The organism is Mesorhizobium sp. WSM3879 (genome assembly GCF_002294915.1).
Lineage (GTDB): Bacteria > Pseudomonadota > Alphaproteobacteria > Rhizobiales > Rhizobiaceae > Mesorhizobium.
The window spans coordinates 175817-193093 of sequence record NZ_NSFZ01000003.1; the positions used below are offsets into that span (position 1 = coordinate 175817).

Below are 17277 nucleotides of genomic sequence, written 5' to 3' on the forward strand. Positions count from 1 at the left end.
CGCGAGGGAACGGATGAAGGTCGAAACGAGCGCTTCGGGTTCGAACGTTGCCGAAAGCCCGGACGAGCGCGCCAGCGCCCGCGCCGAATTGCGCCTGATTCGATTGCTGCTGATCGGCATCTTCGTGCTGATAACGATCGCCGCGCTTTATTTCGCCCGCGCCTTCTTCATGCCGGTGATCCTCGCCTTCCTGCTGGCGCTGACGCTGACCCCGATCGTGCGCTTCCTGCGCAAGCGCGGCATCCCCGAGGTGGCCTCCGCGACACTGCTGGTGTTGCTGTCCCTCTTCGTCTTCGCCAGCGCCGGTTACCTGCTCAGCGGCCCGGTCATCGACCTCATCAACAACAGCTACTCGATCGGCGAGCAACTCACCGAGCGGCTGGCGCCTTTCAAGCGTCCGCTCGAGAGGGTCATGGATCTCTCGCGTCAACTGCAGGCCCTGACCGAGACATCGCAGGAACCGGGTGTGCAGAAGGTCGCGCTGGCGCCGTCCGGCATCCTGTCGACGGCGGCCAGCAACATTCTGGGAGCCGGCACGAGCATCACCCTCGTCTTCGTGCTGTCGCTGTTCCTGCTCGCCTCCGGCACCTTGTTCTACGAGAAGATCGTCCAGTCCTTCGCCCACCTCAGCGACAAGAAGCGCGCGCTGCGCATCGTCTATGACGTCGAGCACGAGATTTCCCATTACCTGCTTACCGTGGCGGCCATCAATGCCGGCCTCGGCACGGTGATCGGACTTGGCCTTTGGGGACTTGGGATGCCGAACCCGCAGGTCTGGGGCGCGGCCGCGGCGCTGCTCAACTTCCTGCCCTATGTCGGCGGGCTGATCACCTTGCTGCTGGTCACGATCATCGCGCTGATCAGCTTCGATACGATCCCCTACGCGTTGCTGGCACCCGCCTTCGTTTTGTTGTGCGACATCGTCGAGGGCCAGTTCGTGACCCCGACGGTGGTCGGCCGGCGGCTCGAGATAAACGCGGTGGCGATCTTCATCGCCATCGCCTTCTGGTCCTGGCTGTGGGGTTTCGTCGGCGCGCTGATGGCGGTGCCGCTGCTGGTGGTCATCAAGGTGTTCTGCGACCATTTCGATGGCCTCAGCCATGTCGGCAATTTCCTCGCCGCGCAGCAGACCATGGCGATCGACGACGAGGCCGGCGATAACAACCACAAATCCGGCGCGTGAGGCCTGGCCCAATCTGCATGTCCGGCCGGCTGTTTGCGGCGCCCATGGCGAGTGCCTATATCGGTCCGGTCTAGCCGGACCCGCCTGCATGAATGACTTCGATCTCGCGCTGCGCAACAACCGCCTGTCTATCCATCATCTCGGCGCCCGCAGCGAGCAGCGGGAAATCGCCTCGGCGACCGAACTCGCCGACGTGCTGGAAGGCCAGTTCGCCATCGTCATTCCCGACCGCGCCGAATTCGAGGCCCGGTTGCGGCAGAAGCAAATCGTGGAGACCTGACCAATGACGGCCCTTTCGGTTCTCGACCTGTCGCCGATCACGCAAGGCAACAATGCCTCGCGGTCGCTGGCCAATTCGCTCGACCTTGCCCGCCATGCCGAGCGGCTTGGCTACCAGCGCTACTGGCTCGCCGAGCACCACAACATGCCGGGCATTGCCAGTGCCGCGACGTCGGTTGTGATCGCCCATGTCGCCGGCGGCACCAAGACTATCCGCGTCGGCGCCGGCGGCATCATGCTGCCCAACCATGCGCCGCTGGTAATTGCCGAGCAGTTCGGCACGCTGGCAGCACTTTTCCCCGGCCGCATCGATCTCGGCCTCGGTCGCGCGCCAGGCACCGATATGATGACGGCACGGGCGCTTCGCCGCAACCTGGAGGCCAGCGACAACTTCCCCCAGGACGTGGTCGAGCTGATGGGCTATTTCCAGCCGGCCGAGGAAGGCCAGCGCATCCGCGCGGTGCCGGGCGAAGGCCAGGACGTGCCGGTCTGGATCCTTGGCTCCAGCCTCTATGGCGCGCAGCTCGCGGCGCTGCTTGGGCGGCCCTATGCTTTCGCCTCGCATTTCGCGCCGGCCGAACTCGACCACGCGCTGGAGGTCTATCGCACCCGCTTCCAGCCGTCGGCGCAGCTCGACAAGCCTTATGTGATGCTCGGCCTCAATGTCTTTGCGGCACCCACCGATGCCGAGGCGAAGCTTTTGTTCACCTCGCTGCAGCAGGCCTTCGTCAATCTGCGCAGCGGCCGGCCCGGCCAGCTGCCGCCGCCGGTCGAAAACTACGACCGAGATCTCGATCCCGTCGCCAGATCCGTGCTGGCCCAGGCGCTGTCCTGTGCCGTCGTCGGGTCGCCGGAGACGGTCCGCCAGGGCATCGACGCCTTCGTACGCCGCACCGGCGCCGACGAATTGATGGTGACGGCGCAGATGTTCGACCACACCGCGCGGGTGCGCTCCTTCGAGATCCTGGCAGACGTGCACAGATCGATGTCGCAAGCGGCCTGACCGCTGGGCCGCCTGTCAGCCGGGGCGAAAGAGCGATCGCCGGCGGAAAACACATCTTTCTGAAGCTCGGCGCAACTCCGTTCGCAGGCATTCACGCCCCGATCATGGCGACTGCGACGTTTTTGCCCGCGCCGGATTTACCTCGGTCCGGGCGTATCGGGCGGCAAATCGGCCGCAAAATTGGCGATTTAGCACCGTTCCCGGCAGGCGATCGGCTTGGTAGATGCGTTGCGCAGGATGCTTGCGCCTCGTGCCGCCTGTTCTTATATACGCGCCAACCGCCCGGCCTTGAAAACCCGGGGACCGTGGCGGAATTTCTTGTGAACAGGGGCTTTCGTCGGAACGCCTTATCAGGGTCCTGAGAGCCTGCTTAGAGGAGAGACTAGAACAATGGCAAAAGTAATCGGTATCGACCTCGGAACCACCAACTCCTGCATCGCCATCATGGACGGCAAGGAGCCAAAGGTTATCGAGAATGCGGAAGGCGCGCGCACGACCCCTTCCATCGTCGCCATCAACAGCGATGGCGAACGCCTCGTCGGCCAGCCGGCCAAGCGCCAGGCGGTCACCAATCCTGAAAACACCATCTTCGCGGTCAAGCGCCTGATCGGCCGCCGCTATGACGATCCGGTGACGGAGAAGGACAAGAAGCTTGTCCCCTACAAGATCGTCAAGGGCGACAATGGCGATGCCTGGGTCGAGGCTGGCGGCAAGAAGCTTTCGCCCAGCCAGATCTCGGCCATGATCCTGCAGAAGATGAAGGAAACGGCGGAAGCCTATCTCGGCGAGAAGGTCGAGAAGGCGGTCATCACCGTTCCGGCCTATTTCAACGATGCCCAGCGCCAGGCGACCAAGGACGCCGGCAAGATCGCCGGCCTCGAAGTGCTGCGCATCATCAACGAGCCGACGGCTGCCGCACTTGCCTATGGTCTGGAGAAGAAGGACGGCAAGACCATCGCCGTCTATGACCTTGGCGGCGGCACGTTCGACATTTCGGTGCTCGAGATTGGCGACGGCGTCTTCGAGGTGAAGTCGACCAATGGCGACACCTTCCTCGGCGGCGAGGACTTCGACATGCGCCTGGTCGAGTACCTGGCGGCCGAGTTCAAGAAGGAGCAAGGCATCGACCTCAAGGCCGACAAGCTCGCCCTGCAGCGCCTGAAGGAAGCGGCCGAGAAGGCCAAGATCGAGCTGTCGTCGACGACGCAGACCGAGATCAACCTGCCCTTCATCACTGCCGACGCCAGCGGGCCGAAGCACCTGACGATGAAGCTCACCCGGGCGAAGTTCGAGAGCCTGGTCGAGGACCTCGTGCAGCGCACCATCGACCCCTGCAAGGCGGCGCTCAAGGATGCCGGCCTGAAGGCGGGCGAGATCGACGAAGTGGTGCTGGTCGGCGGCATGACCCGCATGCCCAAGATCCAGGAGATCGTGAAGCAGTTCTTCGGCAAGGAGCCGCACAAGGGCGTCAACCCGGATGAGGTCGTCGCACTCGGCGCCGCCATCCAGGCCGGCGTGCTGCAGGGCGACGTGAAGGACGTGCTGTTGCTCGACGTGACGCCGCTGTCGCTCGGCATCGAGACGCTGGGCGGCGTGTTCACCAGGCTGATCGAACGCAACACCACGATCCCGACTAAGAAGAGCCAGGTGTTCTCGACGGCCGAGGATTCGCAGTCGGCGGTGACCATCCGCGTCTTCCAGGGCGAGCGCGAGATGGCGGCCGACAACAAGCTGCTCGGCCAGTTCGATCTGGTCGGCATTCCGCCGGCTCCGCGCGGCGTGCCGCAGATCGAGGTCACCTTCGACATCGACGCCAACGGTATCGTCAACGTCTCGGCCAAGGACAAGGGCACCGGCAAGGAGCATCAGATCCGCATCCAGGCTTCGGGCGGTCTGTCCGACGCCGACATCGAGAAGATGGTGAAGGACGCCGAGGCCAATGCCGAGGCCGACAAGAAGCGCCGCGCCCTCGTCGAGGCGCGCAACCAGGCCGAATCCCTGGTGCATTCGTCCGAGAAGTCGCTGAAGGACTATGGCGACAAGGTCTCGGAGGCCGACCGCACCGCGATCGCCGACGCGATTGCGGCGCTGAAGTCCGCAGCCGAAGGCGATGACGTGGCCGATATCGAGGCCAAGTCGCAGTCGCTCGCCGAAGCTTCGATGAAGCTTGGCCAGGCCATGTACGAGGCCTCGCAGAAGGAAGCGGCCGAAGCCGACGCCAAGGCGGACGCCGCCAAGGATTCGGACGTGGTCGACGCCGACTTCGAGGAAATCGACGAAGACGACGACAAGAAGAAGTCGGCCTGAGCCGGCTGACGGCCAAATAATGCGAAAAGCCCGGCGCAAGGCCGGGCTTTTTTGCAACCTTCACCGAAAAAGTGCGGACCTGGCCCAAAAATTGACGGAAAAACACCGGTGAGCCCGGCTCGGCTCTGGCATCCGGGCAACATCGCTCCTAAATCGAACAACGTGCCGGCGACGACGCGACAATGCTTGAAGACATTGAGCATCCGGACAGCGGGAAAAAATGAAAGCTGATTTCTACGAAACGCTGGGCGTGCAAAAAGGCGCCGACGACAAGGAGCTGAAGAGCGCTTTCCGCAAACTCGCCATGCAGTTCCATCCCGACCGCAACCCCGGCGACCATGCCTGCGAGCACAAGTTCAAGGAGATCAACGAAGCCTACGAGACGCTGAAGGACCCGCAGAAGCGCGCGGCCTACGACCGTTTCGGCCACGCCGCCTTCGAGCAGGGCGGCATGAACGGCGCCGCGCACGGCTTCGGCGCCGGCGGCTTCGCCGACATCTTCGAAGACATTTTCGGCGACATGATGGGTGGCCGCCAGCGCCGCTCGTCGGGCGGCCGCGAGCGCGGGGCCGACCTGCGCTACAACATGGAAATCTCGCTGGAAGAGGCGTTTTTGGGCAAGACGGCGCAGATCCGCGTGCCGGCATCGATTTCCTGTTCGGAATGCTCCGGCAGCGGCGCCAAGCCCGGCACGCAGCCGGTCACCTGCGCGATGTGCCACGGCCATGGCAAGGTGCGGGCAACGCAAGGCTTCTTCTCGATCGAGCGCACCTGCCCGCAATGCCAGGGGCGCGGCCAGACGATCAAAGACCCCTGCCCGAAATGCGCCGGCCAGGGCCGCGTCACCGAGGAGCGTTCGCTGTCGGTCAACATCCCGGCCGGCATCGAGGACGGAACCCGCATCCGGCTTGCCAATGAGGGCGAGGCCGGCCTGCGCGGCGGCCCCTCGGGCGACCTCTACATCTTCCTTGCCGTCAAGCCGCACGAATTCTTCCAGCGCGACGGCGCCGACCTCTACTGCAAGGTGCCGATCTCGATGACGACCGCCGCCCTCGGCGGCTCGTTCGAGGTCACCACGCTCGACGGCACGCAGACCAAGGTGAAAGTGCCGGAAGGCACCCAGAACGGCCGCCAGTTCCGGCTGAAAGGCAAGGGCATGCCGGTGCTGCGGCAGCCCAATGTCGGCGATCTCTACATCCAGACCGCGGTCGAGACGCCGCAGAACCTGTCGCGGCGCCAGCGCGAGCTCCTGGAAGAGTTCGAGCAGCTCTCCTCGAAGGACAATTCGCCCCAGTCGAGCGGCTTCTTCGCCCGCATGAAGGACTTTTTCGAATCCTTCGGCGAACCCTGAGTGGGATGCGGCAGGGGTTGACGCGCTGCCTCAACGTCATCAACATCTTAAGCCAGATCTTGCCTTGCCTTGTTCCACCTAGCTGCTAAGTAGCGAGTCGGGGAGCGTTGAGGAGAGCTCGCATGGCACGTGGTCCCGGGTTGCGCAAAGCGCTGACGGAAAAATTCGACGACGAGCTGAAGTTCTTCAAAGGCTGGATCGACAAGCCGAAAGCTGTCGGCTCGATCGTTCCCACCAGTTCCGTCACCGCCCGCAAGATGGCCTCGATCGTCAACCCGAAATCGGGCCTGCCGGTGCTGGAGGTCGGCCCCGGCACCGGCGTCATCACCCGTGCCATCCTCGCCCAGGGCGTGAGGCCGGAGAACCTCTATGCGATCGAATACTCGACCGACTTCGTGCGCCATCTGCGCCGGCTCTACCCGCGCGTCAACGTCATCGAGGGCGACGCCTTCGACCTCGACGCAACACTCGGCGACAAGCGCGACTTGGTGTTCGATTCGGTCGTCTCCGGCGTGCCGCTGCTCAATTTCCCGGTCGCCCAGCGCATCGCCTACATCGAAAGCCTGCTCCACCGCATTCCCGTCGGCCGGCCGATCGTGCAGCTGACCTACGGCCCGCTCTCGCCGATTCCGCCCGGCCGCGGCGACTACACGGTCAAGCATTTCGATTTCATCATCCGCAACATTCCGCCGACGCAGCTGTGGATCTACCGGCGCGAGGCATGTTGACCGAAAGCGCTTGGCCATCGAAAGCGCTTGGGGATTGATCGCTCTTCGGCCTATACGTCGTTCGACAGGTGGCCGATGGCAGTAATCCCAAGAATCCTCGTCTTTGCAGGCTCGGTCCGCACCGGCGCTTTCAGCGGCCGGACGGCCGATGTGGCGCAAAAGGAACTCGCCATGCAGGGTGCGGAGGTGACCCGCATCTCGCTCGGCGACTATCCGCTGCCGATCATGGACGAGGATCTTGAGAAGGACAAAGGCATTCCCGAGAATGCCGTGAAGCTCGGGCATCAGATATCCGCCCATGACGGGCTGCTGATCGCGACGCCTGAATATAACGGCTCGATCCCGCCGCTCTTGAAGAATTCCATCGACTGGGTGAGCCGGCTCCGGCGCGACGGCAGCCGCTCGTTCAGGCCGCTTTACGGCAAGCCCGTCGCGCTCTGCTCCTCCTCCGAGGGCAAGTTTGCCGGCATACGCTGCATCAACCATCTGCGCGCGGTGCTGGTGCGCTGCCAGATGGAAGTGATCACGCCGGAATGCTCGGTTTCCGGCGCCGATGAAGCCTTCGCCGAGGACGGACAATTCCGCGACGCCAGACTGCACCAATCGATGGAGCGCCTATGCCGTACACTGATCGAAACCTCGCGCATGCTGTCCGTGAGGATCGAGGTCTGATGCATCCGGTCGAGACCATGCGCGACAGGCTGATCGTCGGCCTCGACGTGCCGACGCTGAAGGAAGCCGAAAAGACGGTGCGCGCGCTCGAAGGCAGCGTCTCTTTCTATAAGATCGGCTATCAGCTTGCCTTCGCCGGCGGGCTCGATTTCGCGCGCGAGCTCGCCAGCGGCGGCACCAAGGTCTTCCTCGACATGAAGCTGCTCGACATCGACAACACGGTGGCCAAGGGGGTCGAGAATATCGTCAGGATGGGGGTCTCGATGCTGACGCTGCATGCCTATCCCAAGGCTATGCAGGCGGCGGTGGAAACAGCCAAAGGCAGCGATCTCTGCCTGCTCGCGGTCACCGTGCTGACCTCGATGGACGAGCAGGACATGATCGACGCCGGCTACGAATACGATCCGCACACGCTGGTGCTGAGGCGCGCCGAACAGGCGCTGCATGCCGGCATGGGCGGCATCGTCTGCTCGGCCGAGGAGGCCGAAGCCGTGCGCCGGATCGTCGGTCCCGACATGGCCGTGGTCACGCCGGGTATACGGCCGAGCGGCAGCGACCATGGCGACCAGAAGCGTGTGGTAACGCCGGCGCAAGCGATCCGCAACGGCTCCAGCCACCTTGTCGTCGGCCGGCCGATCGTCAAGGCGCCGGATCGGCGGGCGGCGGCCGAGGCTATCTTGGCCGAAATGTGCTCGGCATAAGGCCGATCCCGTTTGCGAACCGAAACAGGAGAAAATGATGCCAAAGGGATATTGGGTTGCCCGCGTCGATGTGCGCGACCCGGAAGGCTACAAGGACTATGTCGCCGCCGCCAAACCGGCTTTCGAGCGCTTCGGCGCGAAATTCCTGGCGCGTGGCGGCGAGCATGAGAAAGCCGAGGGGCCCGGCCGCGCGCGCAACGTGATCATCGAGTTCCAATCGCTTGCCGCCGCGCATGACTGCTACCACTCGCCGGAATATCAGCGCGCCGTCGCCATTCGCCAGAAAGTGGCCGATGGCGAGATCGTGCTGGTCGAGGGCGTTTAGTTCGTCTGAATCGTCCTGCCTTGACATGATCATGGAAGGCGGTGGCGCAGAATAGAGATTTGCAGCGATCCTTCGCCGGCGTCTCAAAGCCGCTCCGCAGCCGCAGGCCGGTCCAATCCCTAAGCTTATGCCCTCAGCCGGCTGGTCGCCGTCTCCGCCATCGCATCCGCCAGGCTCATGCTCCATTGCCTGCGGCAATAGTCGCGGAAATCGAAGCAGGGCAGGCCGGGACAGACTTCGAACTCGATGAGATGGACGGTGTCGTCGGCTTCGACCCTGAAGTCGACCGAGAAGACGTCCTTCAGGCCAAGCCCGGCGATCAGCTCCTGCGCGATGGCGCGGATAGCGCGATCGGCCGCCGGCTGGCGGGCGGCGACCTGCTCGAGCTCCGGCTCGGCATAGGTGCCTGCGTCCCTGGCGGCCTGGCCGCTATCGCCATAGAGCGCCATGGAATCGGCCATGGTCTGGAAGTCGCCGCCGGACTCGACGAAGACGATGCCGAGCGCCTCGACGCCGGTATCCGGCCTCAGACCGAGGAAGCTTGCCCGCACATTGCGGCCGGCGACATAAGGCTGGACGACGACATCGTCGCGATAATGGGCAAAGACCCGCCGGCTGAGCTCCAGCGCATGACCAAGTTCATGGCAGCGCGAATCCGGCCAGATGCCGATCTTGGCGCCGAGCCGGTTGGGTTTGAGGAACCAGCCGGCGGGCGAGGCCGGCGGGTCGACCAGCCATTTCCCATTGCGGGCCAGCCCGGCCGGCGGCACCGACAGGCCAAGCGCGCCGAGCACGGCGCCGGAGCGGAACTTGTCCTGGCAGAGCGCGAACAGCGCATCGTCGGCGCCGATCGTCTTCAGTCCGTTCAGCCTTGCCAGCGCAGGCGAAGAGCCGCCGCGGAAATAGGCGATGCCGTCGGTCAGCGTCCAGACCAGGGTTTTGGCGGGATCGGCGTTCGCCAAGACGGTCGCGGCGTCGTCCAGCTCGACGGCCATCAAGGTGAGGCCGCGCGTTTCGCAAGCGGCGGCGAGCTGGCCGAATTCGGGCGCGAGGTCGGTCGACTGCGCCAGATAGGACGATATCTCGGTTGCGCGTTCCGTCGGGTAGCCGTCGGCGACCAGCCGGTCGAAGCAAGCCTTCTCCGGCTCGTGGACAAGGATCAGCGTCGGGCCGTTGCTCGGCATGGAAGCTCCCAGAAAAGTCTGGTGCTACCATCGCATGGCGGTTGCAATCGGCTTTCAGGAAACCGACCTGAGCGAGCGATAATGCGCAAGCCGCTCAGGCGATCAGCACGCGCGGCTCGAAGCGGCCCCGGACCGGAATGTCGAGCAGGAAGGTCATGCCGGCCTGAGGATCGAGCTTGCGCTGCTTGTCGTCCTTGCCTTTCCAGGCCGATGTCACCGCAAGGCGGTCGGCGTTCGGCCCGACAAAGGCGGGGCAGGAAGGCTGGGTTACCGGCATCGGGATTTCGCGCAGCAGCATGCCGTCCGGCGAATACGCCTTCACCGCCTTGCCGCCCCAGACGGCGTTCCACAGCACCCCGTCGCGGTCGACGACCGAGCCGTCGACATAGCCTTTTTGCGAACGATGATCGACGAAGATGTTCGGCTCGCCCGTCGGCAGGCCGGTCGCCGGATCGCAAGCGACGCGCATCAGAAGCCCGGTCGCGGTGTCGGTGTAATAGGCGATCGTCCCGTCGTCGGAAAAGCAGATCGAGTTGGACACGGTAATGTCGGAGAACAGTCGGCGAAGCTCGCCCTTGAAGAACCAGTAGATCGCGCCGGCGCCCTTGCCCTCGTCCTTGCCCATCGTGCCGGTCCACAACGCGCCGCAGGGATGGACGCGGGAATCGTTGGAGCGGGTCAGCGGATTGTCAGCTTCGATCGGCGTGTGCAGCGTCAACTTGCCGGTCGCCACATCGCGGACCTGCAGGCCGATCTCGGTGGCGATCAGCTGGCGGGCATCGTCGATGACGGCGATGGCGCTGGCCATCACGCCGAGATCATGGATTTTCAGCGCGCCGGCGAGCGGCTTTTCCAGAAGCTTGCCATTGACGATGTCGAACCAGAACAGTGTCTCGGTGCCGGGATCGTAGCTCGGTCCCTCCCCCAACTGGCAAATGTGATCGCTGAAGACCGAAACGCTGTCCATCAAATCCCTCCGAAGGCTTCGTCCCAGGCCGCGACCGCGGCGCGGGCGCGCTCAGCCACTTCATCGACGCTGGCGCCCGGCTTATAAAGGCTCGACCCCAAGCCGAAGACGCTGACGCCGACGGCTTTGTAGCCAGCAAAATCCTTGTCCGAAACGCCGCCGACGGCGCCGATCAGCGCCGTTGCCGGCAGCACGGCGCGGATCGCCGAAATGCCACCGGCGCCGAGCACGCTTGCCGGGAAGAATTTAAGCGCCGAAGCACCGAGCCTGATCGCCTGGAAGGCCTCGGTGGGCGTGAACACGCCCGGCATCGTCACCATGCCATACTGCATGGCGCGGCCCATGACATCGGCATCGATGTTGGGGCTGACCAGCAGCCGGCCGCCGGCCTTGTGCAAGGCATCGACATCGGCCGCCGTCAGCACCGTGCCGGCGCCGACCAGCGCGGTTTCCGGAAGGACTTCGGCGATCCTGGTGATCGACGAAAACGGTTCCGGCGAATTGAGCGGCACCTCGATCGCCTCGATGCCGGCGTCGAAGATCGCCTGGCCTATTGAGATCGCCTCGGTCGGCTTGAGGCCACGCAAGATGGCGACGAGCCCGCGTTTCAGTCTGGGAAAGGGTGCTGTCTGCGTCACACGTCGCCTCCGATCATGCGGTTCTCGCGCGCGGCTTCGACAAGGCCGGCGCGCACCGCTTCATCCGCATCGACGACCCGAAAAGCAAGACCGGCGAAGCCAAGAGCGGCGCAATAGAGCGAAGCCAGCGCGCCGGAAGCGATCAGCACGACGGGCGCTCCACTGACGCCGTAGCGCCGCCTTGCCGAAGCGATTTCTCCGCCGATCAACAGCCCGGACAGGCAAGCCGCCGCCTCGTCGGATTTCAAATCCTGCAGCAGCCCGGCGGCGCGGATCGCAAACAGCTTTGACGTGACATCGCCGCCTTCGCCCAGCGCCCGCTCGCACCACTGGCGGAAAAACGGACTATCCGCCGTGACCGGTGCCGGATGCTCGCCCAGCGAATGTTTCAGGATCGAATGCGCGGCCAATACCGAAAACAATTCGCCGGTCGGCCAGGTGCCGAAGCCGGCGACCGCGCCGTCCTCGGCCACGACCCATTTGGAATGCGTGCCCGGCATGCAGACGATGTGGCGCCCCGTTGGCGGCAAATTCGCGCCGGCAAGTTGCGTTTCCTCGCCGCGCATCACATCCGGGGCGTCGGCGAGGCGCTGGGCGAGGCCGGGCACGATACGGATGTCGCGGCGCTCGCCTTCGATGCGGGCGGCGCCTGCCAAGATGGCGCCGATCGGGGCAGGCACGGTGACGTATGGCGCCTCGATCCAGCCCTGGCGGGAACCCGCCATGCCGCAGATGATGACGGGCAGGGACTCCGGCGCGCCCATGGCGGCGAGATGGCCCTCCAGCACCGTCGCAAAACCCTTTTCGCGCGCGGTGATCAGGCCGTCGTCGCCGCGCCGCTCGGCGAGCAGCTGACCCGCGCCGTCAAGCAGCCAGGCCCTGAGCCTGGTCGTGCCCCAGTCGAGGGCGGCGACCGCAGGCGCGCCGCTCACAGCACGCCTCCGTCGACGATCAGCATTTGCGCCGTCAGCATGCGCGAGGCGTCCGACGCCAGGAACAGCACCGTGCCGACAATGTCGTCGGGCTGCATGGGCTCCTTGATGCATTGCTTGGCGACATGGGCGGCAAGCGCCTCCTCGGTGACCCAAAGCTCGCGCTGGCGTTCGGTGATCACCCAGCCGGGCGCAACCGCGTTGACGCGGATGCCGTCGGCGCCGAGCTTGCCGGCAAGGCCTTTGGTGAGACCGAGGATACCGGCCTTGGCGGCGGTGTAAGCCGGCAGATCGGGATGGTTGATGAGATAGGACGTGGAGCTGAAATTGATGATCGAGCCGCCGCCGGCGCGCTTCATGCCCGGCGCCACCGCCTGGGCGGTGAAGAAATGCGGCCGCAGGTTGATGGCCAGGTTGTTGTCCCAGAACTCGACCGTGACATCCTTCACCTCATGGCGATCGTCGAGCGCGGCGTTGTTGACCAGCGCCGTGACATCGCCATGCGCTTTCGCCGCCTCCGCTGCCGCGGCGCGCAGCGCCTCGACGTCGCGCAGATCGGTCTTGAGATAGAGCGGACGCTGGCCAAGCTCCTTTTCCAGACGGTCGGCCAGCGCCGTGCTGGGCTTGTCGGCGATGTCGATGAAGGCGACCTTGGCGCCTTGCCGCATGAAGCCCTCGGTCAGCGCCGCGCCGATGCCGGAACCGCCGCCGGTGATCAACACCGAGGCGCCGTCGAGGTCGGCGAAACGCGCCGATGGCATCATAATTTCTGTCTCCCTTTGGCCGGCGCGCATCCTAGCCATGCCGGCCCGGGGAGCAAGGGTGAAAAGGCGATTTCGGCGGCAATATGTCTGACAAAATAGCAGCCGCGCTTCCGCGAGGCGCGGACGGGTGGGCTTGGATCGCGGGTTGGCTCGATCAGATCGCCTTGGCGCGCAGTGCGCCGCGATAGGAATCGCGCAGATAGCCAAGCGTGGCGTCGGCATCGACGGGCTTGCCGAACAGATACCCCTGGCCACCCGCGCAGCCGAACTGGACGAGGCGGTCGGCCTGCGCTTCCTCCTCGATGCCTTCGGCCACAACGTCCATGCCGAGGCCTTCGCACATGGCGAGAATGGCACGGATGATGTGTTCCGAAGGCCGGTCTTCGAGGATCGAGGAAACGAAGGCGCGATCGATCTTCAGCTTGTCGAAATGGAATTCGCGCAGGCGCCCGAGCGACGACTGGCCGGTGCCGAAATCGTCGAGCGAGACGCGGATGCCGACGCGGCGCAGATCCTCGACGATCTTCTCGGCCGAAGCCGGGTCGGTCATCAGGCCGGTTTCGGTGATCTCGATCTCCAGCCGGCGCGGATCGAAGCCGGTGCGGTCGAGGATCGCCAGGATATGCAGGCCGGTGTTCTGGTCGACAAGCTGCGACGGCGACAGGTTGAAGGACAGGAACAGGTCCTTCGGCCAGTTGCGCGCCGCCTCGGTCGCCTTGCGCAGCACCAGCTGCGACAGTGGGCCGATGATGCCGCGCTCCTCGGCGATGGGAATGAACACGCTCGGCGGCACCATGCCGAGATCGCGGTCGGTCCAGCGAGCCAGCGTCTCGAAGCCGATGGTGCGGCGACTGGTGAGGTCGACGATCGGCTGGAAATGCGGCTCGACCTCGCCGGCCGAGACGGCGCGGCGCAGTGCCTGCTCGATGCGGGTGACGCGCTTGGCGGCCTCCTCCATCTCGCGTGTGTAGACGACGACGCGGCCGCGGCCCGAGCGCTTGGCGTGGTAGAGCGCGGTCTCGGCCTTGTTGATCAGGATCTCTGTGGTCTCGTCGCCGGAATAAAACAGCGAGCAGCCGACCGAAGCCGACAATCTGGCGGTGCGCTCGCCGACATCATAGGGCGCCGACAGGATCTCGATCAGCATGCGCGATTTTTCGGCGGCCTGCTCCTCGCTGAACACCATCGGGTAGAGGAAGGCGAACTCGTCGGCGCCGATGCGACAGACGGTCGAATAGCCATCCATCGAGGCACGCAAGCGCATAGCCACCTGGATCAGGATGTCGTCGCCGGCCTTGTGGCCGAACAGGTCGTTGATCGGTTTGAAGCCATCGAGATCGAGAATGCCAACGGTGAAGGGCGCGGGATCGTCGGCGCGATCGCTGATCAGGCGATCGACCTTGTCGTAAAAGCGACGATGGTTGCCAAGTCCGGTCAGCGGATCGGTGAAGGCCAGATCCGCGTTTTCCCTGCCTGGCTGCCCGGTGCCAAACGTCGTTTGCATCATGTTCCTGTTCTGACGGGGGAATTTGTGACCAGACTGGCAGCAAAGCGTTTAGGAAAGGTATCGGAAAATCGATTTTCTGAAGATGCGGAAAAGGATCTTGGCGCCACCCCTAGCGGTCCAGGTCTTTGGCGGTGGAGGCTTAAACCGGGCATTAACAGCTTCAATAAATAGTAAAGCGGCCCGGAGGCGCCGGCATTGGGGCCGGCATTGGCGCGGCTGGTCGGCTGGGCCCGGGCACCGGAGACAGGCATGCCGCACGAGGTCCGCAACGAGCCGGCGATCGCCGTGCTCCTGCCCTGCTACAATGAGGAGCTGACGATCGGTGAGGTCGTGCGGCGCTTCCGCGAGACGCTGCCCTCCGCGACGATCTATGTCTACGACAACAATTCGAAGGACCTGACCGCGCTCAGGGCCCGCGCGGCCGGCGCGGTCGTCGTGCGCGAACCGCGCCAGGGCAAGGGCAATGTCGTGCGCCGCATGTTCGCCGACGTCGACGCCGACATCTATGTGATGGCGGACGGCGACGGCACCTACGCGCCGGAAGATGCGCCGGAGCTGATCAACACACTCTTGACCGAGCGCTCGGACATGGTGGTGGGCACCCGGCGCGGCGTCACCGACGACGCCGGCCGCTCCGGCCACGCCTTCGGCAACCGCATCTTCAACCGGCTCTACAAGGGCCTGTTCGGCGCCGATTTCACCGATATCTTTTCCGGCTACCGGGTCTTTTCGCGGCGCTTCGTCAAGAGCTTCCCGGCGGTTTCCGGCGGCTTCGAGATCGAGACCGAGATGTCGGTCCATGCCTCGCAGCTCAAGCTGCCGGTGAACGAGATGGCGCTCGACTACGGCCGCCGCCCGGAAGGCTCATCGTCGAAGCTGTCGACTTTCCGCGACGGCGCCAGGATCCTATGGATGTTCGCCATGCTGGTGAAGGAGACGCAGCCGCTGCGTTTCTTCGGCACGTTTGCCCTGTTCTTCCTGGCGGCCAGCATCGGGCTGATGATCCCGGTGCTGATCGAGTTCGCCGAGACAGGACTTGTTCCGCGCATGCCGACCTGGGTGCTGTCCGTTGGCCTGCTCCTCTTGTCCATGCTGGCGATGGTCACCGGGCTGATCCTCGATTCGGTGTCGCGCGGCCGGGCCGAACAGAAGCGCATCTTCTATCTTTCCATCCCTGCCGGCCGCATCGAGCGACGCGCGGGCTTCAACGGCGAGGCCTCCCGGAAGAGGGAGCCGGGCAAGCCCTCGCGAGCCGCCTGATGGTCCGGCTTGGCCGCTTCGTGCTTGCCGGCGGCATCGGCTTCGTTGCCGATGCCGCCGCGCTCTGGCTGCTGCTTTCCGTCACGCCGCTAGGGCCGCTGGCGGCGCGCGTGCTGTCGATCGGCTTCGCGCTCACCGTCACCTGGCAGATCAACCGGCATTTGACCTTTGCGCCGTCGAGCCGAGGCATCGCGCAGGAGGGCGTGCGCTACGGCGGCGTCGGCGTCGCCACCAGCATCGTCAATTATCTCGTCTATTGTGCCCTTCTGTTCGCGCTGCCCTCCCTGGCGCCGCTGGCAGCGCTGACGGTCGCCTCGCTGGTCGCGATGGCGCTGTCCTTCGTCGGCTATTCCCGGCTGGTCTTCGACCGATAATCTCTGGCCGATTGGCAGAAGCCGCCGATTTCCCTATATCGGCGACAGAGATTGCCGGAGGCCCGAGATGCCGTTGAAAATCGCCGTCCAGATGGACCATGTCTCGACGGTGTCGATCGCCGGCGACACCACGTTCGCGCTGTCGTTGGAAGCGCAGCGGCGCGGCCACCAGCTTTTCCACTACACGCCCGACCGGCTGTCGATGCGGGACGGCAAGGTGTTCGCGCGCGCCGAGGAGATGCAGGTGCGCGACGAGAAGGGCAGCCATTATTCGCTGGGCGAGCCGGTGCGCACCGATCTGTCGGAGATGGACGTGGTGCTGCTGAGGCAGGACCCGCCCTTCGACATGAACTACATCACCACAACCCACATTCTGGAACGCATCCATCCGAAGACGCTGGTGGTCAACAACCCGGCCTGGGTGCGCAACAGCCCGGAAAAGATCTTCGTCACCGAATTCCCGGACCTGATGCCGGAAACGCTGATCACCAAGGACCCGCAGGAGGTGGCCGCCTTCCGCAAGGAGTTCGGCGACATCATCGTCAAGCCGCTCTACGGCAATGGCGGGGCGGGCATCTTCCATCTGCACGAGGCCGACCGCAACCTTGCCTCGCTGCTCGAAATGTTCGGCCAGCTGTTCCGCGAGCCCTATATCGTGCAGCGCTATCTCAAGGACGTGCGCAAGGGCGACAAGCGCATCATCCTGATCGACGGCGAGCCGGTGGGCGCCATCAACCGCGTGCCGGCCGAGCACGATTCGCGCTCCAACATGCATGTAGGCGGCCGCGCCGAGAAGACCGAGCTCACGGAGCGCGAACGCGAGATCTGCGCCCGCATCGGGCCGGCGCTCAGGGAACGCGGCTTCATCCTCGTCGGCATCGATGTCATCGGCGACTACATGACCGAGATCAACGTCACCTCGCCGACCGGCGTGCGCGAGGTGCGGCGCTTCGGCGGCGCGGACATTGCTGCCCTGTTCTGGGACTGCGTGGAAGGAAAGCGGAAGTAGCGCCTCTCAGCTGCCCCGTGGGCGGGACCATTATGTTCCCGTAATGTTCTTGCTTAAGCCGAAAATCTGTGGTTGTCTAAACCAAACCCGCTC

At 64.7% G+C, this 17277-nt stretch carries 18 protein-coding genes; 12 read left to right on the forward strand and 6 right to left on the reverse strand.

The window, feature by feature from the left end:
- The first annotated feature begins 13 nt into the window (after positions 1-13).
- From CK218_RS07425 to CK218_RS07465, 9 genes are all read left to right on the forward strand, one after another.
- Complete coding sequence (locus CK218_RS07425) at positions 14-1183, forward strand: AI-2E family transporter (RefSeq protein WP_067003075.1); 1170 nt, start codon at positions 14-16, stop codon at positions 1181-1183.
- 88 nt (positions 1184-1271) lie between these two features.
- A complete protein-coding gene (locus tag CK218_RS07430; RefSeq protein WP_245434942.1) occupies positions 1272-1463 on the forward strand; it encodes a hypothetical protein in 192 nt (63 codons plus the stop codon).
- A 3-nt stretch (positions 1464-1466) separates the two neighbouring features.
- Entirely contained in the window at positions 1467-2465 is a 999-nt protein-coding gene (locus CK218_RS07435; RefSeq protein ID WP_095827314.1) for an LLM class flavin-dependent oxidoreductase, read from the forward strand.
- A 390-nt stretch (positions 2466-2855) separates the two neighbouring features.
- Positions 2856-4772 carry a molecular chaperone DnaK gene (dnaK, locus tag CK218_RS07440; protein ID WP_095782077.1) on the forward strand — a complete coding sequence of 639 codons (1917 nt, stop codon included), beginning with the start codon at positions 2856-2858 and terminating at the stop codon, positions 4770-4772.
- A gap of 220 nt (positions 4773-4992) precedes the next feature.
- Entirely contained in the window at positions 4993-6123 is a 1131-nt protein-coding gene (gene dnaJ, locus CK218_RS07445; protein WP_067003083.1) for a molecular chaperone DnaJ, read from the forward strand.
- 122 nt (positions 6124-6245) lie between these two features.
- On the forward strand, positions 6246-6851 hold the full coding sequence (gene pmtA / locus CK218_RS07450) for a phospholipid N-methyltransferase PmtA (RefSeq protein ID WP_095827315.1): 606 nt from the start codon (positions 6246-6248) through the stop codon (positions 6849-6851).
- A 75-nt stretch (positions 6852-6926) separates the two neighbouring features.
- Positions 6927-7523, forward strand: a complete 597-nt coding sequence (locus CK218_RS07455; protein ID WP_067003087.1) for an NADPH-dependent FMN reductase — start codon at positions 6927-6929, stop codon at positions 7521-7523.
- Positions 7523-8224 carry an orotidine-5'-phosphate decarboxylase gene (gene pyrF, locus CK218_RS07460; RefSeq protein WP_095827316.1) on the forward strand — a complete coding sequence of 234 codons (702 nt, stop codon included), beginning with the start codon at positions 7523-7525 and terminating at the stop codon, positions 8222-8224. The genes CK218_RS07455 and pyrF overlap by 1 nt, the downstream gene beginning before the upstream one ends.
- A gap of 37 nt (positions 8225-8261) precedes the next feature.
- Entirely contained in the window at positions 8262-8549 is a 288-nt protein-coding gene (locus CK218_RS07465) for a DUF1330 domain-containing protein (RefSeq protein WP_067003299.1), read from the forward strand.
- A gap of 125 nt (positions 8550-8674) precedes the next feature.
- Here CK218_RS07465 and CK218_RS07470 read toward each other — a convergent pair whose 3' ends face one another.
- From CK218_RS07470 to CK218_RS07495, 6 genes are all read right to left on the reverse strand, one after another.
- Positions 8675-9733 (reverse strand): D-alanine:D-lactate ligase-like protein, encoded by a 1059-nt coding sequence (locus CK218_RS07470; protein ID WP_095827317.1) that lies wholly within the window; start codon positions 9731-9733, stop codon positions 8675-8677.
- A gap of 94 nt (positions 9734-9827) precedes the next feature.
- Positions 9828-10700 (reverse strand): SMP-30/gluconolactonase/LRE family protein, encoded by an 873-nt coding sequence (locus tag CK218_RS07475; RefSeq protein WP_164746632.1) that lies wholly within the window; start codon positions 10698-10700, stop codon positions 9828-9830.
- A complete protein-coding gene (locus CK218_RS07480; RefSeq protein ID WP_095827319.1) occupies positions 10700-11338 on the reverse strand; it encodes a 2-dehydro-3-deoxy-6-phosphogalactonate aldolase in 639 nt (212 codons plus the stop codon). The genes CK218_RS07475 and CK218_RS07480 overlap by 1 nt, the downstream gene beginning before the upstream one ends.
- Positions 11335-12270 (reverse strand): 2-dehydro-3-deoxygalactonokinase, encoded by a 936-nt coding sequence (locus CK218_RS07485; RefSeq protein WP_095827320.1) that lies wholly within the window; start codon positions 12268-12270, stop codon positions 11335-11337. Before CK218_RS07485 ends, CK218_RS07480 begins: the two co-directional genes overlap by 4 nt.
- A complete protein-coding gene (locus CK218_RS07490; RefSeq protein ID WP_095827548.1) occupies positions 12267-13034 on the reverse strand; it encodes an SDR family oxidoreductase in 768 nt (255 codons plus the stop codon). The genes CK218_RS07485 and CK218_RS07490 overlap by 4 nt, the downstream gene beginning before the upstream one ends.
- A gap of 154 nt (positions 13035-13188) precedes the next feature.
- On the reverse strand, positions 13189-14538 hold the full coding sequence (locus tag CK218_RS07495) for an EAL domain-containing protein (protein ID WP_067324636.1): 1350 nt from the start codon (positions 14536-14538) through the stop codon (positions 13189-13191).
- 252 nt (positions 14539-14790) lie between these two features.
- On the opposite strand from CK218_RS07495, the gene CK218_RS07500 reads away from it, so the two are divergent.
- The 3 genes from CK218_RS07500 to gshB all read left to right on the forward strand — a co-directional run bounded on the left by CK218_RS07500 (position 14791) and on the right by gshB (position 17184).
- Positions 14791-15801: a glycosyltransferase gene (locus CK218_RS07500; protein WP_095827549.1), complete on the forward strand. Its 1011-nt coding sequence runs from the start codon at positions 14791-14793 to the stop codon at positions 15799-15801.
- The gene (locus tag CK218_RS07505) at positions 15801-16175 is read left to right on the forward strand and encodes a GtrA family protein (protein ID WP_095827321.1); all 375 of its coding nucleotides are present in this window, start codon (positions 15801-15803) and stop codon (positions 16173-16175) included. Before CK218_RS07500 ends, CK218_RS07505 begins: the two co-directional genes overlap by 1 nt.
- 67 nt (positions 16176-16242) lie before the next feature.
- Positions 16243-17184, forward strand: a complete 942-nt coding sequence (gene gshB / locus CK218_RS07510; RefSeq protein ID WP_095827322.1) for a glutathione synthase — start codon at positions 16243-16245, stop codon at positions 17182-17184.
- The last annotated feature ends 93 nt before the right edge of the window (positions 17185-17277 follow it).

Excerpts from the sequence above, each read along its gene's own strand:
- CK218_RS07425 (WP_067003075.1), top strand. The coding sequence starts at position 14 with ATGAAGGTCGAAACGAGCGCTTCGGGTTCGAACGTTGCCGAAAGCCCG.
- CK218_RS07430 (WP_245434942.1), top strand. The coding sequence starts at position 1,272 with ATGAATGACTTCGATCTCGCGCTGCGCAACAACCGCCTGTCTATCCAT.
- CK218_RS07435 (WP_095827314.1), top strand. The coding sequence starts at position 1,467 with ATGACGGCCCTTTCGGTTCTCGACCTGTCGCCGATCACGCAAGGCAAC.
- dnaK (WP_095782077.1), top strand. The coding sequence starts at position 2,856 with ATGGCAAAAGTAATCGGTATCGACCTCGGAACCACCAACTCCTGCATC.
- dnaJ (WP_067003083.1), top strand. The coding sequence starts at position 4,993 with ATGAAAGCTGATTTCTACGAAACGCTGGGCGTGCAAAAAGGCGCCGAC.
- pmtA (WP_095827315.1), top strand. The coding sequence starts at position 6,246 with ATGGCACGTGGTCCCGGGTTGCGCAAAGCGCTGACGGAAAAATTCGAC.
- CK218_RS07455 (WP_067003087.1), top strand. The coding sequence starts at position 6,927 with ATGGCAGTAATCCCAAGAATCCTCGTCTTTGCAGGCTCGGTCCGCACC.
- pyrF (WP_095827316.1), top strand. The coding sequence starts at position 7,523 with ATGCATCCGGTCGAGACCATGCGCGACAGGCTGATCGTCGGCCTCGAC.
- CK218_RS07465 (WP_067003299.1), top strand. The coding sequence starts at position 8,262 with ATGCCAAAGGGATATTGGGTTGCCCGCGTCGATGTGCGCGACCCGGAA.
- CK218_RS07470 (WP_095827317.1), bottom strand. The coding sequence starts at position 9,733 with ATGCCGAGCAACGGCCCGACGCTGATCCTTGTCCACGAGCCGGAGAAG.
- CK218_RS07475 (WP_164746632.1), bottom strand. The coding sequence starts at position 10,700 with ATGGACAGCGTTTCGGTCTTCAGCGATCACATTTGCCAGTTGGGGGAG.
- CK218_RS07490 (WP_095827548.1), bottom strand. The coding sequence starts at position 13,034 with ATGATGCCATCGGCGCGTTTCGCCGACCTCGACGGCGCCTCGGTGTTG.
- CK218_RS07495 (WP_067324636.1), bottom strand. The coding sequence starts at position 14,538 with ATGCAAACGACGTTTGGCACCGGGCAGCCAGGCAGGGAAAACGCGGAT.
- CK218_RS07500 (WP_095827549.1), top strand. The coding sequence starts at position 14,791 with ATGCCGCACGAGGTCCGCAACGAGCCGGCGATCGCCGTGCTCCTGCCC.
- CK218_RS07505 (WP_095827321.1), top strand. The coding sequence starts at position 15,801 with ATGGTCCGGCTTGGCCGCTTCGTGCTTGCCGGCGGCATCGGCTTCGTT.
- gshB (WP_095827322.1), top strand. The coding sequence starts at position 16,243 with ATGCCGTTGAAAATCGCCGTCCAGATGGACCATGTCTCGACGGTGTCG.